At 70.2% G+C, this 14,607-nt stretch carries 11 protein-coding genes; 7 read left to right on the top strand and 4 right to left on the bottom strand.

The features are described from left to right. Positions 1–112: 112 nt before the first annotated feature. Genes ACI2LP_RS06405 through ACI2LP_RS06390 form a run of 4 tightly spaced genes read left to right on the top strand, consistent with a single transcriptional unit; the run spans position 113 to position 5,164 of the window. Entirely contained in the window at positions 113–1,231 is a 1,119-nt protein-coding gene (locus ACI2LP_RS06405; protein WP_404723400.1) for a DegT/DnrJ/EryC1/StrS family aminotransferase, read from the top strand. Positions 1,232–1,275: 44 nt separating this feature from the next. Beyond that, a complete protein-coding gene (locus ACI2LP_RS06400) occupies positions 1,276–2,244 on the top strand; it encodes a Gfo/Idh/MocA family protein (protein WP_404723749.1) in 969 nt (322 codons plus the stop codon). Between the two features lie 11 nt (positions 2,245–2,255). Then, positions 2,256–3,884, top strand: coding sequence for a glycosyltransferase family 2 protein (locus ACI2LP_RS06395; RefSeq protein ID WP_404723399.1), 1,629 nt, complete (start codon positions 2,256–2,258; stop codon positions 3,882–3,884). Then, positions 3,881–5,164, top strand: coding sequence for a nucleotide sugar dehydrogenase (locus ACI2LP_RS06390; RefSeq protein ID WP_404723398.1), 1,284 nt, complete (start codon positions 3,881–3,883; stop codon positions 5,162–5,164). The genes ACI2LP_RS06395 and ACI2LP_RS06390 overlap by 4 nt, the downstream gene beginning before the upstream one ends. Positions 5,165–5,217: 53 nt before the next feature. Here the strand turns inward: ACI2LP_RS06390 and wecB are convergent, their stop codons facing one another. After that, on the bottom strand, positions 5,218–6,306 hold the full coding sequence (gene wecB, locus ACI2LP_RS06385; RefSeq protein ID WP_360880979.1) for a non-hydrolyzing UDP-N-acetylglucosamine 2-epimerase: 1,089 nt from the start codon (positions 6,304–6,306) through the stop codon (positions 5,218–5,220). 203 nt (positions 6,307–6,509) lie between these two features. On the opposite strand from wecB, the gene ACI2LP_RS06380 reads away from it, so the two are divergent. The 3 genes from ACI2LP_RS06380 to ACI2LP_RS06370 are packed head-to-tail and all read left to right on the top strand — an operon-like array spanning position 6,510 to position 9,647. After that, entirely contained in the window at positions 6,510–7,625 is a 1,116-nt protein-coding gene (locus tag ACI2LP_RS06380; RefSeq protein WP_404723397.1) for a glycosyltransferase family 4 protein, read from the top strand. Positions 7,626–7,634: 9 nt separating this feature from the next. Next, positions 7,635–8,189, top strand: a complete 555-nt coding sequence (locus tag ACI2LP_RS06375) for a hypothetical protein (RefSeq protein WP_404723396.1) — start codon at positions 7,635–7,637, stop codon at positions 8,187–8,189. 21 nt (positions 8,190–8,210) lie between these two features. Then, positions 8,211–9,647: a glycosyltransferase gene (locus tag ACI2LP_RS06370; RefSeq protein WP_404723395.1), complete on the top strand. Its 1,437-nt coding sequence runs from the start codon at positions 8,211–8,213 to the stop codon at positions 9,645–9,647. Positions 9,648–9,713: 66 nt separating this feature from the next. On the opposite strand, the gene ACI2LP_RS06365 is transcribed toward ACI2LP_RS06370, so the two are convergent. The 3 genes from ACI2LP_RS06365 to ACI2LP_RS06355 form a co-directional block, all read right to left on the bottom strand. Then, on the bottom strand, positions 9,714–11,963 hold the full coding sequence (locus ACI2LP_RS06365; RefSeq protein ID WP_404723394.1) for a glycosyltransferase family 4 protein: 2,250 nt from the start codon (positions 11,961–11,963) through the stop codon (positions 9,714–9,716). Positions 11,964–12,085: 122 nt separating this feature from the next. Beyond that, complete coding sequence (locus ACI2LP_RS06360) at positions 12,086–12,685, bottom strand: acyltransferase (RefSeq protein ID WP_404723393.1); 600 nt, start codon at positions 12,683–12,685, stop codon at positions 12,086–12,088. 55 nt (positions 12,686–12,740) lie between these two features. Next, entirely contained in the window at positions 12,741–14,585 is a 1,845-nt protein-coding gene (locus ACI2LP_RS06355; RefSeq protein ID WP_404723392.1) for a hypothetical protein, read from the bottom strand. Positions 14,586–14,607: the final 22 nt, after the last annotated feature.

Below are 14,607 nucleotides of genomic sequence, written 5' to 3'. Positions count from 1 at the left end.
TCGGTAGGGCGTTGGCTTTGCGCCGGAGGGGTACAGCGCGGCCTCGCGAGACGTCCGCTCCGCCCCTGACCTCTGCCACAAAGAGCTCTTGCGGTGTTCAAGGAGGACGTCCATGACGAGCAGCAACCAGCAGCCCATCCCCGCTGCCCGCCCGGTCATCGGTGAGGAAGAGATCGAGGCCGCAGTACGCGTACTGCGCAGCGGCAGGGTCGTACAGGGCCCTGAGGTGGCCGCATTCGAGGAGGGCTTCTCGGAGCTGGTCGAGGGGCGCCACTGCGTGGCCGTCAACTCGGGTACCTCCGCGCTGCACCTCCTTCTGCTGGCTTTGGGCATCGGCCCGGGTGACGAAGTGATCGTTCCTTCGTTCTCCTTCGCCGCGTCCGCGAACGCCGTCCGGCTCGTCGGCGCCGACGTCGTCTTCGCCGACATCGAGCCCGGCAGCTTCGGCCTGGACCCGGCGGCCGTGGAGGCAGCCATCACGCCGCGCACCGCCGCGATCATGCCGGTGCACCTGTACGGCCACCCCGCCGCGATGGACAAGCTCATGCCCATCGCCGCCAAGCACAAGCTGGCCGTTGTCGAGGACGCCTGCCAGGCGCACGCGGCTGCGCTGAACGGCACCCCGGTCGGCGCGTTCGGCTCCGGCGGCACCTTCAGCTTCTACCCGACGAAGAACATGCACTCCCTCGAGGGCGGCATGATCTCCACGGGTGACGCCGAGATCGCCCGCACCCTGCGCCTGCTGCGCAACCAGGGCATGGAGCAGCGGTACGCCAACGAGATCGTCGGCGCCAACATGCGTATGACGGACGTCGCCGCCGCCGTCGGCCGCGTACAGCTGTCGAAGCTGAACGGCTGGACCGAGCAGCGCATCGCCAACGCCGGGTACCTCACCGAGCACATCACCGCGCCGAGCGTCACGACCCCGACGGTCGCCGAGGGTGCGCGCCACATCTACCACCAGTACACGATCCGGATCAGCGGGGACCGCGACGCCGCCATGGCGAAGCTCACCGAGGCGGGCGTCGGCAATGCTGTGTACTACCCGACTCCGATCCACCGGCTGAAGCCGTACTGGGAGCCGGACCAGAAGGCCGGCCGCAACTGGGACCTGCCGGAGACCGAGCGTGCGGCCGCCGAGGTCGTCTCGCTCCCGGTGCACCCCTCGCTGTCCGGCCAGGACCTCGAGCGCATCGTCGCCGCCGTGAACGAGCTTGGAGAGAACCTGTGACCATCGCCCAGGGACTGCGGGCCGGCCTCATCGGCCTCGGCTCGATGGGCCGCCACCACGCCCGCGTGCTCACCGGCCTGGATGGTGTCGAACTCGTCGCCGTCGTCGACCCGATGGGGGACAAGAACGGCTGGGCGCAGGGCGCCCCCGTGCTCTCCACCGTCGAGGAGCTGATCTCGCTCGGCATCGACTACGCGGTGGTGGCCTGCCCGACCGCGCTGCACGAGGAAGTCGGCCTCAAGCTTGCCGAGGCCGGTGTCGGCGCGCTCGTCGAGAAGCCGGTCGCGGACACCGTCGATGGTGCCCGCCGCCTCGTCGAGGCCTTCGAGTCGCGCGGCCTGGTCGCCGGCGTCGGCCACATCGAGCGCTGCAACCCTGCGCTGCGCTCGCTGCGCCAGCGCCTGGAGGCCGGTGAGCTCGGCGACGTGTACCAGGTCGTCACCCGCCGCCAGGGCCCCTTCCCGCACCGCATCGCCGATGTCGGCGTGGTGAAGGACCTCGCCACCCACGACATCGACCTCACCGGCTGGGTGACCGGCCAGACGTACACCTCGATCTCGGCCCGTACGGTCTCCAAGTCCGGCCGTCCGCACGAGGACATGGTCTCCGCGGTCGGTCAGCTCTCCGACGGCACCATGGTCAACCACCTGGTCAACTGGCTGAGCCCGCTCAAGGAGCGCTTCACCTCGGTCACCGGTGAGAAGGGCTGCTTCATCGCGGACACCCTCACCGCCGACCTGACCTTCTACTCGAACGCAGCGCAGGCCACCGAGTGGGAGGCACTGCAGGCGTTCCGCGGTGTGGCCGAGGGCGACATGATCCGTTACGCCATCCCGAAGCGCGAGCCGCTGCTGGTCGAGCACGAGCTCTTCCGTGACGCCGTGCTCGGCAAGTCCGACGACATCTGTACGTTGCGCCAGGGTCTTCGTACGGTCGAAGTGGCGGCAGCCGTGCTGGAATCCGCCGCCAGCGGCATCACAGTCGATCTCTCCGCGCACACCGCGGCCCAGTAGGGCGAGGAGCCTTGACCAGTCCTGATGTTTCCGTCGTCGTCGCCGTGTACAACACGATGCCGTACCTGACGGATTGCCTTAACTCCCTTGTCGGGCAGAGCATTGGCTTGGACAGGCTTGAGATCGTGGCCGTCGACGACGGTTCCACGGACGACAGCGCAGCGGAGCTCGACCGCTTCGCGAAGAAGTACCCGGACACCGTCAAGGTGATACACCAGGCGAACTCCGGTGGCCCGGCCGCGCCCAGCAACAGGGCGCTGGACCTGGTCACCGGACGTTACGTCTACTTCATCGGCTCCGACGACCACCTCGGCAAAGAGGCGTTGGAGCGGATGGTGGCCTACGCCGACAAGCACGAGTCCGACGTCGTGATCGGCAAGATGGTCGGCACCAACGGCCGCTATGTCCACCAGGCGCTCTTCAAGAAGAGCAACCCGGACATCAGCATGTTCGACTCGGCGCTGCCGTACACGCTGGCCAACACCAAGCTGTTCCGCCGTGAGCTGGTGGAGAAGTACAACCTGCGGTTCCCCGAGGACCTGCCGGTCGGCAGCGACATGCCGTTCACCATCGAGGCGTGCGTCAGGGCCGGCAAGATCTCGGTGCTCGCGGACTACACGTACTACTACGCGGTGAAGCGCGGGGACGCGAGCAACATCACCTACAAGTCCAGCCATCTGTCACGGCTGCGCTGCACCGCGAGGATCCTGCATCACGCCGCCGGGCTGGTCGAGGCGGGGCACCGGCGGGACACGCTGTTCGAGCGTCACTTCAACTGGGAGCTCTCCAAGCTCCTCAAGGGCGACTTCCCGGCGCTGGACGCGGGGACCCGGCGCGAGGTGGCCGCCGGTATCGCCGAGCTGGCCGACGAGTACCTCACGGACTCGCTGAGCGACGCCCTGCCGGTCATGCGGCGGGTCAGGCTCACCCTGGCCCAGCGCGGCGCGGTGGACGAGCTCACCCGGGCGATCGAGGCGGAGGAGGAGAACGGCGCTCCGCCGTTCCACCTGGAGGACGGCCGGGCCTACGCCCGCTACCCGGGCTTCAGGGACCCCGTACTGAACATCCCCGACCGGGTCTTCGAGGTGACCGGGGAGTCGGTGGCCGCCCAGCTCGCCTCGGGCACGGAGCTGGTCTCGGCCGAGTGGGAGCAGGACGGCGAGGATCTCTCGCTGGCCATCGCGGTACGGCTCGGGCTGACCGGCGACACCGAGTCGGCCGTCATCCGTCTCATCCAGGGCTCGATGCCCAAGAGCGCGGACAAGGCCGGCGGCCGCCGGCTGCGCGTCGGTCATGAACTGCCTGCCCCCGTGGGGGAGTTCGCCCAGGAAGTGACGGCCGACGGTGCCGGCACGATCGTCCGTGGGCGGATCCCGATAGAGCCCCGTCAGGCCTCGCTCGGGGTGCGCGTCCATGTGGACGTCGCGGGATCGACGTACGAGATCCCCGTGCGTGGCAAGGACAAGCCCATGCCGCTGGCCCGGCGCTGGCGCAGCGGCACCGCGTATCGGGTGGGCGCGCGTGTGAACCAGAAGGGCAGGATGGTCATACTGACCGGCCTGCTGTTCCCGCCCGAGAATAAGGTGTGGCCGCGTGTGCGGCCCCTGCTGGTCCGGTTGAAGAGGAAAGTAACCCGATGAATATCTGTGTAGTCGCGCTCGGCAAGATCGGGCTGCCGCTCGCCGTGCAGTTCGCCGCCAAGGGCCACAAGGTCATCGGCGCCGATGTGAACGAGAAGGTCGTCGAGCTGGTCAACGCCGGCACCGAGCCCTTCCCCGGCGAGCACGACCTCGACCGTCTGCTCAAGGAGACCGTCGACGCCGGACTGCTGTCGGCCACCACCGACACCGCGGCCGCAGTCGCCGAGTCCGACGCCGTCGTGGTCGTCGTCCCGCTGTTCGTGGACGCCGAGGGCGTGCCGGACTTCGGCTGGATGGACTCCGCGACCAAGGCGATCGCCGCCGGACTCAAGCCCGGCACCCTCGTCTCGTACGAGACCACCCTGCCGGTCGGCACCACCCGCACCCGCTGGGCGCCGATGCTGGAGCAGGGCTCCGGGCTCACCGCGGGCAAGGACTTCCACCTGGTCTTCTCGCCGGAGCGGGTGCTCACCGGCCGTGTCTTCGCCGACCTGCGCCGCTACCCCAAGCTCGTCGGCGGCATCGACGAGGCCTCCGCCAAGCACGGCGTGGAGTTCTACGAGCAGGTGCTCGACTTCGACGAGCGCGACGACCTGGCGCAGCCGAACGGCGTCTGGGACCTGGGCACCGCCGAGGCCTCCGAGCTGGCGAAGCTCGCCGAGACCACCTACCGCGACGTCAACATCGGCCTGGCGAACCAGTTCGCCCGTTTCGCCGACAAGAACGACATCGACGTCAAGAAGGTCATCGAGGCCTGCAACTCGCAGCCCTACAGCCACATTCACCAGCCCGGCATCGCCGTCGGCGGCCACTGCATCCCGATCTACCCGCGGATGTACCTGTGGAACGACCCGGAGGCCACCGTCGTGCGTTCGGCGCGCGAGGCGAACGCCGCCATGCCGGAGTACGCCGTGGACCTGCTGGCCGCCGCCTACGGCGACCTGGACGGCGTGGGCGTGCTGGTGCTCGGCGCGGCCTACCGCGGCGGCGTCAAGGAGACGGCGTTCTCCGGCGTCTTCCCGACCGTCGAGGCGCTCAAGGCGCGCGGGGCCGTCCCCTTCGTCTCGGACCCGATGTACACGTCCGAGGAGCTCACCGCGCACGGTCTGACCCCGCACGAGGGACAGGTCGTCACCGCGGCCATCCTGCAGGCCGACCACGCCGAGTACCGCGAGCTCGCGGCCTCCGACCTGCCGGACGTCCGCGTCCTGGTCGACGGCCGGCGCACCACCGACCCGGCACGCTGGGAAGGCGTACGCCGCGTCGTCATCGGCGGCTGATACGAAGGCCCCGGTCACCTCGCAGGAGGTGACCGGGGCCTTCGCCGTACGTACTAGCGCTTGTGCTGCTCCAGGAACTCCACCACGCGGTGGGCCGCCCGGCCGTCGCCGTACGGGGTGCCGCGCTCGGCCGCCGGGGCCGGCCGGGTGGCGATCTTGGCCCACTCGGCGGCGTCCAGCTCGTGCGGGTTCGGGACCAGCTGGTTCCAGCCGCCCTCCAGCGTCTCGACCCACTCGGTCTCCGGGCGGATCGTGGTGCAGACGCGGTCCAGCAGGAACGCCTCCTTCTGCAGACCGCCCGAGTCCGTGACCACACCGGCCGACCCGAGGACGGCCGCGACCAGGCCTGCGTACGGCAGCGGACGGCCCGAGTGCAGCGAGCCCTGGTTCAGCTTGATGCCGTGCTCCTCGGCGCGCACGACGAGGCGCGGGTGCGCCAGCAGCGCGACCGGCACCGGCAGGCTCGCGAGCGAGTCGACGATCGCCGCCAGGCGCTTCGGGTCGTCGGTGTTGTCCGGGCGGTGCAGCGTCGCCAGCAGGTACGGCGCCTCGGGGTCGATGCCCTCGGGCAGCACGGGCTTGGGGTGCTCGCCGGCCAGCACTGCGTCCCTGATCCGCAGGCACACGTCGACCATGACGTCACCCGCCAGCACGGAGCGCTTGCTCAGCCCCTCGGCCGCCAGGTGACGCATGGCCTCCTCGGTCGGCGCGAGCAGCAGGTCGGCGGCGTGGTCGGTGAGGATGCGGTTGTGCTCCTCGGGCATCCGGCGGTTGAAGGAGCGCAGCCCGGCCTCCAGGTGCGCCACCGGCAGGTGCATCTTCACGGCGGACAGCGCACCGGCGAGCGTCGAGTTCGTGTCGCCGTACACCAGGACCCAGTCGGGCTGCTCGGCGTCGAGGACCGGGTCCATCGCGGTGAGCACACCGCCGGTCTGGGCGCCGTGGCTGCCCGAGCCGATGCCCAGATGTACGTCGGGGTCCGGAATGCCAAGGCCCGAGAAGAAGACGTCGGAAAGGTCGGCGTCATAGTGCTGACCCGTGTGAACAATCACATGCTGGTGGTCGGTTTCCGCGAACGCGGCGGCGATCGGTGCGAGTTTGACCAATTGGGGACGAGCGCCGACGACGCTGATGACCTTCACCGTGAACTGCTCCTCGATACCTTGGGTTACCGGCCCCCCGGCGGGGCCGAAGACCGAATTCCGTCCGATGATAAAGTGACGCCTCGACGTGTGCTCCGGGGAGGAAGTCGGTAATGAATCAGGCAGCATCCAGGGATGCGGCCGTAGTCACGCCGTGGTATCCCACACGTGAGCTGCCTTTCCGAGGATCCTTCGTCCAGGCAATGGTCGGTGCGACGGCCCCGGGCTGTGACAGCTTCGTGGTCTACCACTGCGACCCATGGGTCGCCCCGATGGACGCAGCCACCACTCAAGCGGTGGAAACGGCCGGTGGCAAACTGGTGACCCGTGCCGCGCACCGCGTGCCCACCGCCGGCGGCGCCGAGCTGGTGCAGTTCCCGGTCACCACCCCGCGCGGCCAGGACTACGGCGCACAGTCCCGCAGTCACGAACGGCAGTTGCGCGCGGCCCTCGGCGGCAAGCCCATCGACGCCCCGGTCGTGCACGCCCATGTCGGGCTCCCCAGCGGCTGGGCCGCCCTGCAGAACGCCCGGCCGGACGCGCGGGTCTTCGTCACCGAGCACGCCTCCTTCCTTGAGCGGGTTTTCCAGGACCCGGACGCCGTGGAGCTGTACGACGAGCTGCTGGCCCGAGTCACCGGCTTCTTCGCGGTCGGGGACAAGGTCACCGAGGTGCTGAGCAGGCAGTTCCCGCACCACGCGGAGAAGATCCTGCGCATCCCCAACCCGATCTCCTTCGACGAGAGTCGCCCCGCCCCGGTCACCGAGCTGCGCAAGTGGCTGTACCTGGGCAGCATGGTCGAGCTCAAGGGCGTCAACTGGCTGGTCGAGGCCTTCGCCGAGTGCTACGCCGAGGACCCGACGCTGACGCTGACGCTGGTGGGTGAGGGCCCGCTGCGGCGGACGCTGACCGACCGGGTCGCCGAGCTCGGGCTGAGCGACGCCGTCGACCTTCCCGGCTCGATCCCGCACGAGCAGGCGCTGGACCTGATGCGCGAGCACGACCTGCTGGTGCACCCGAGCCGGTACGAGACCTTCGGCATGACCATCGTGGAGGGCATCGCCGCCGGTATGCCGGTGCTGGTGACCCGCTGCGGAGGGCCCGAGAAGACGCTGGCCGGCATCGAGGACGCGGCCGGCGAGCTCATCGATGTGGAAGAGAACGCCGAGTCGATCAGGGACGGCTACTGGCGCCTGCGCAGCCGCTTCGACAGCAGCGGTCTGGATCTGAAGCGCGCCCAGGACCAGCTGGCCGCGCAGTACGGCTACGAGGCCGTCGCCCAGGCGCACTACCGTCTCTGGTTCCCCGACTCCCCGTGATGGAGTGACATGCAGGTCCTGTTCCTGGCTCTCGGCGCCTCCCGCAAGCGGGCCGTGGTCGAAGAGTCGGCGGAAGTGGTGGCGCGCGGCGACCGTGCGGTCGTCCTGGTCGGCGCGCGCAAGCCGTGGCTCGACCAGGGCTTCGCCCCCGAGGTCGAGCTGGTGACGGCCGACGAGCTGGAGGCGAGCCATCTGCCGCGCCGGCTGGAGCGCCTGGTGCTCTACCGCGTGCCGCGGCTCGTGGTGCGAGTGGCCGGCCGCGGCCCGCTCCGCAGCAGGGCCAAGCGGGCCCTCAAGGCCTACGAGCGCCGAGTGGCGGGCCGTATACACCGCAGGGTTTTCGTTCCGCTGCACCGCCGGGTGTGGCCGAAGCTCGCCGACCGGATGGTCTGGCGCCACTTCTCGCCGCGCAAGGGCCCGGAGCTCATGGTGGTGGCCGATGCGCTTTCGGTGCCCCGTGCCGTACAACTGATTCAGGCGTGGGAGTCGGAGGGCCTGGCAGTCCCCAGGGTCAGTTACGGCATCGACTCCGACGTGTCCCCGCAGACCTCAGCCGCTCGCTGATTTCGACAACGAGGAAGATTCATGAAGAACCGCAGCGGCCGGCGGCCCCGCGTGCTCTACCTGGCGTTCTACTTTCCGCCTTCCCGGGCCAGCGGCGTGTACCGCGCCAGGGCGACGGCCAACCATCTGGTGGAGAAGGGCTGGGACGTCACGGTCTTCGCGTCGCCGCTGGACTTCCTCTACAAGAGGATCGGCTCGGTCGACGAGGGTCTCTCCGAGACCGTCGACCCCCGCATCCGGGTGGAGCGTCCGGAGCTCAACCAGTACACCTGGCAGCAGGATCTGCGTGAGTTCAGCTGGCTGCGCCGCAGCTTCCCGCTGATGGCGAAGCGCGTGTACCAGTTCAGCCAGACGAAGCTCTTCCCGGAGCGCTATTCGTCGTGGGCCTGGGCCTCCGTCGTACGGGCGCTGAAGCTGCACTCCAAGAAGCGCTTCGACATCGTGGTGGCCACCGGCAACCCGTTCGCGTCCTTCGGTGCGGCGTGGCTGTTCAGCCGGCTCACGGGTGTTCCGTACGTCATGGACTACCGCGACTCGTGGACCCTGGACCTCTTCCACGACGAGCCCGCCTTCCCCAAGGGCCACATCGCCTGGGCCTGGGAGAAGCGGATGCTGAACAGGGCTTCCGCCTCAGTGTTCGTGAACGAGGCGCTGCGGGGCTGGCACGCCGAGCGGTATCCGGAGGTCGCGGACCGCATGATGGTCGTCCCCAACGGCTGGGACGCCGATGTGATTCCGGCGGCGCCGGAGCCTTCCGGGGCCGAGGAGCAGCCCGCGACCGTGGTGGAGCCCTCCGCGGACGGGTCCACGCGTCCGCTGAAGTTCGCCTACCTCGGCACGCTCACCGTCAAGCAGCCGGTAGAGGAGATGGCGGAGGCGTTCAAGATCGCCCGCCGTCACCCGGACCTCGCGGACGCCGAGCTGCAGATCCACGGCCATCTCGGCTTCTTCAAGAACAGCCCGGCCACGCTGAAGAAGAAGCTCGGCCTGGACGAGGAGGGCCCCGAGAACGGCGCCGAGGACACCGGTCTGCGCTACTGCGGCCCGGTCTCCAAGACCGAGGTCGGCGGGGTCTACGAGGACGCCGACGTGCTGGTCTTCCTGGCCGGCGGCGGCAAGTACGTGACCTCCGGCAAGATCTTCGAGTACATGGCCTTCGGGCACCCGATCGTCTCGGTTCACGCGCCGGGCATCGCCGCCCAGGACGTGCTGGAGGGCTACCCGCTCTGGTTCAACGCCGACAGCCTGGACGTGGACGCTCTCGCGGCTTCGATGGTCGCGGCGGGCAAGGCCGCGCGTGATCTGACGCCGGAGCAGCGCGAGAGCGCGCGTCGGCACGCGGACAAGTACCAGCGTGACGCGGTGCTCAAGCCGTTCGAGGAGCAGCTGCGGACCATCATCGGCCGCGAGCCCGCCGAGGCTTCGGCGAGCACTTCGCAGAGCGCTTCGGAAAACTAGAACCGCAACGGCGAAGGCCCCGACCGGAACTCCGGTCGGGGCCTTCGCCGTTGGCGGCTCGGAAGCTCACTCGCCCTTCGGGGCGTAGATCTCCCGGTCCAGGTGCATGGTGACCGTGAGATGCGGATGGGCCTTGGCCCACTTCCAGCCCGTCACCGTGGAGTTGATGTCGCTCACGAACACATGGTCGGCGAGATCGAGACGCAGCTCCGGGAGGGCCACACGCTTGGCCATACGGGACAGCAGCTGCGGCCGGATCTCCTTGTACCCACGGTTGAAGATCTTCTTGTGGAAGGCGTTGGCGGCCCGGGTGTGCGCCCGCTGCACGGACGCGACGGCGAGCTCCGGGCCGATGGACGCGCGGTTGCGGGCAGCCATCTTCCGGGCCTTGCGCAGCACCGCGCGCGGGGCGCGGTAGACGAGGAAACGCTCGCCGCGCGGGATGCGCAGCTTCTTCTCGGCGTCCTCGATGCTGATCACGGGGACGCGCGCGTCCAGCTGTGCGCGCTGCCAGAAGTTGTCGGCCCGGCCCGCGACGAGGGTCACCTCCACGCCCACCTCGACAAGGAAGTTGGCGAATTCCACGATGCGCCGGGGCTTGCCGGGGGGCGTCAGCGCGAGGATGACCGCGCGCCCGATCGGCTCCGTCGGCGCGGCGGTCTTCGGCGCGGTCTGCTTCGGGGCCTGCTCCTCGACGGCGGGCGCACTCTCGGGCGCGTTCACGACCGGGGCCGCCACCTCTGCGGCGGGCAGCGGGGTGCCCTCGTAGACCGAGATGAGCTGCTTGGCCACCGCCTCGGTGCCGTACCTGCTCTCCAGGACCTCACGGGCCGCCGGCAGGTCGATCCCGGCCGTGTCCTGGCGCAGCTGCCAGTAGGCGTCGGCGATGACCCTGGGGTCCTCGCTGACGTCCATGAACGCGCCGGCCCTGGACTCGATCCCGGCCAGGCTCTCCTGCGGGCCACCGCTGCGGGTGGCGAGGACGGGCAGCCCGGCGGTGACCGCCTCGACGACCGTCATGCCGAAGGTCTCGCCCTTGCTGGCGTGCACCAGCAGATCGTGACGGTGCATCAGTTCGTTGACGTCCTCGGGGGACACCGGCGGCAGAATGCTGACCCGGTCGGCGAGGCCGAGCTCCTTGGCGCGGGCGGCGAGATCCTCCTCGCGGGGCCCGTGGCCGACCAGGGTGAGGGTGGCCCGCGGCTCCTTCTTCGCCACCAGCGCGAAGCCCTCAAGGAGTTCGTCGACGCCCTTCGGCTTGATCAGACGGCCCACGTACAGCCAGCTGAGCAGCTCCGGCGAGCGCTCGGGGCCGGGGGTGAAGCGACCGAAGTCGATCATGTTCGGTACGACGCTGAGCTTGTGCGCGTACGCCGGGAACTCCTCGGCGATCTGGTCCCGCAGCCGGGTGCTGACGCACAGGAACGCGTCTGCCCGCACCAGCACCTCGCCGTACAGCTCACGGGCGGCGGGCTGCGCGAAGACCCTGTCGAGGAAGGACGAGTGCTCGGTGACGACCACCCGCGCGTCCGGCTTGGCCAGGTGGAGGGCGAGCACACCGCCGTAGATGCCGGTGTGGGCGTGGATGAGCGGTGCCTCGATCTTCCCCGTGGGCAGCGCGGGGAGGAGCGCCTTCTCCTGGGCGGCGACCCAGGGGCTGTAGTTCTTGCGGTTTATCAGCGGCACCGGGACCCGCACGACCGTGCCCTCGGGGCTGTCCACGACCGGGATGAGGTCCCGGCGCTCCTGGAGGCGGTCCGTGGTGACCTTGATCGCGTCGTTGAGCGCGGGGTGGGCCCTGCCCGACCAGTCCTCGGTGTGCAGGACCGTGACCCGGTCGAACTGGTCGGCCACTGCCGCCGTCATCGCCTGAACGAAAGACCCGGCGTACGGGTTGTTCGGCGACGGGTACCAGGGGGTGATCACCGCGAGGTCCGAAGGCCCGGCGGTGTGGCTGTCCGTGTTGGCGGGCTCCAGCTCCAGCGTGAGCTCCGGCCGGCGCTTGGCGGCCGCCCAGGCCACCGGCAGCGCGTGTGCGTCACCGGCGATCAGCCGCTCGGCCTTGGCGAAGGGCCCCGACTTGTCGGAGACCAGCTTCTTGGCGGCGGGCCATGCGGAGCCGTGCTTGTCGCGGGAGAGCCGCACGACATCCACGCCGTCCAGGCGCGAGAGTTCGTCGGTGGTCTCCGCCCACTCCTCGCCGTCCGTGACGACCAGCACGATCTGCGACCCGGACGACGCAAGTTCCTTGACATGCTCGCGTGCTGCCCGAACCCGGTACGTTCCGAGCGCGAGATAGAGCACGTGGCTTTTCATCTGGTTCCCTTCGCACAACATGACGCAGGGGCCCAGCGTATCGAAGCCTGAAGCGGGCTCTGCGGCCGAGGAGAGCGCATAGGTGTGACGTCGGACGGGTCAGCCGCGCTCGTCGAGCACGGTTAGCTGCGCTCGCTGAGCACGCCGTCCTTCTCCACATACACGGCACCGGTCTGCGGGCACTCCCACACACCCGCCTCGCTCTCGCGCTCGACCAGCCGGACACCGACCCGGCCGACCCAGCCGATCTGCCGCGCCGGTACGCCGACGACCAGCGCGAAGTCCGGCACGTCCTTGGTGACGACGGCGCCCGCGGCGACCATGGACCAGCGCCCGATCCGCACCGGCGCGACACACACGCAACGCGCACCGAGCGAGGCACCCTCGGCGACCTTGACGCCCACGGCCTCCCAGTCGCCGCCGCGCTTCTGCTTGCCCTCGGGGTCGACGGAGCGCGGGTTGTGGTCGTTGGTGAGCACCACGGCGGGGCCGACGAAGACACCGTCGCCGAGCTCGGCGGGCTCGTACACCAGGGCGTAGTTCTGCAGCTTGACGTTGTCGCCGATCTGCACACCGGTCCCGACATACGCACCGCGACCGACGACACAGCCCTCGCCGAGCTTTGCGCCCTCGCGGATCTGGGCGAGCTCCCAGACGCTGCTTCCGTCGCCGATCACGGCGCTCTCGTCGACCTGGGCGGTGGGCTGGACCCTGTAGTTCACTTCTCTGCCTTCCGGTGCGCGGCTTCGCCCGGCGAGCATACGGCGCGCACCGCGCTCAGCGCCGCTGGACCCAGGCCTTCCGCAGCTGGAGCGCCAGGTACAGGGCCGCCGTGCTCGGGACCAGCGTGCGGTACCAGCTCACCTCCGGGGACCACCAGGCGTACGCCGCCGCTGGGACGAGGATTGCCAGGCCCGCCGTCCGCAGCACCCACCAGCGTCTCGGGCGTGGGACGGGGAGGGCCGGGGTGCCCAGGTCCGTCGACATGGTGTCGCGGATGCCCTTCAACACCCCACGGCGGCGGAGGAGTTGGGCCCCCGGGGCGCCGTCCAGGATCTCGTCGCGTTCGCCGAAGCCGTCCGGGAGCGGGGGCAGTCCGAGCGCCGCCACCAGTGCCGACTGGCGCCCGGCCGGGTCGTTCGTGCCGCGTAGCAGGGTGATCAGGGGGCGCTGGTCCGGCACCGGGAAGAGCGCGGCGAGCGCCCCCGCGGTGGCGGTGGCCTCGGCGTGGTCGGTGACGGGTGCCGAGGGGTCCCACAGATGGGACGCGCGTGGCTTGCCCTTGTGGAAGAGCGTGAAGCCGCAGCGGTCGGCCGTGCGGCGCAGGACCAGGGCGGGCCACTTCTCACCGGTGGTGAAGTTGTCGGCGGCGGCCGTCAGCAGTTCCTCGCCGGCCGCGAGGGTCGCGCGCTTGCCGGGGGACGGGTCGGGGACGAGTTCGACGTAGCTCATACGGGCCGGGGCCGGGGAAGGGGAAAGGGAGGGCGCCGGGGCTATACGGAGGGAGACGCCGCACATCAATGCCGCCTCGGCGACCTCGTCCGGCGGGGCCGCGGCTATCGCCAGCGAGCGCGGAGCGGGGACCGGGGGGACGGCGGCCGCCCGGGTCGTGGGCCCCGGCGGCCTGCCGAAGAAGGGGGTCGTGGAGGCGACCTGCATCCGTACACCCAGGCGGAACTCCAGGAACTCCTTGCGGCTTTCGCCGACGTACGCCCACGGGTACGCGCGCGCGTGCACGCCGATCGCCCGGAAGACCTCCAGGGCCTCGCTCCAGCGCTCGGCGAAGATCAGCAGCAGGGCGAGGTGATTGCGGAACCCTGCGGCCTCCGGGTCGCCCGGCGCGTACCGGGCGGAGAGCTCCAGGGCGCGGGTGACGGCGGCCTCGATGCGGGCGCGGTCGATCGGGCCGTCCTCGGTGGAGTCGTCGGAGACCACCTCGTACTCGATGGCGGCCAGCAGCGGCAGCGCATGCAGTTTCGAGCCGGGCAGCGCTCCGGCGGCGGCCCGCTCGGCGAAGTCGAACATCTCCTCGTGCGAGCCGTACCACTTGTCGCAGAGGTACTGCAGCGCGGTGGCGTGGCAGCCGTAGTGGTGCGGGGCGCGGGCGACGGCCTCGGCCCAGTAGGCGTCGAACACATCGCGTGGCGCCTGGATGCCCCGTGCGTGCGTGAGCGCGATCTCCCAAGGCACCGGGTCGGTCGGGTTCAGCGCGGCCGCCGCGGAGATCACCGGAATCGCGTCGTCGAGCAGCGTGAAGAAGGCCCGGAACTGGTCCTCGGACACATGCCGGGCCCGGTAGCCGGTACGTATCTCCCAGGCCTGCTGGATACAGAGATCCGCCTTCACGAGCACCGCGTCGGGGTCCTCGGGCGACCGGGCCAGCCAGCCCTCCAGCCAGCCCGGGTTGTGCAGCGCGCTCTCGGCCAGCCTCGTGACGCACACACTGCGCCGCTCCCACTGGGCGCCGAGCCGGGTCTCGGCAAGCAACTCGCGGGCCGGAGCGGCGTCGCCGGCCGCGGCGGCGCTCAGCGAGGCGCGCAGGGCGGGATCGGCCACGGCATCGACGGTGACGGCCTCGTCCGGCGGCAGATCCGCGCCCACGGCCGAGCCGTGGCGGAGCATACGAGGCATGGTGATCAGGGAG

The organism is Streptomyces sp. NPDC019890 (assembly GCF_044903445.1).
Lineage (GTDB): Bacteria > Actinomycetota > Actinomycetes > Streptomycetales > Streptomycetaceae > Streptomyces.
The sequence above is the reverse complement of the archived record's forward strand: the minus strand, read 5'-3'. Positions and strand labels throughout refer to the sequence as shown.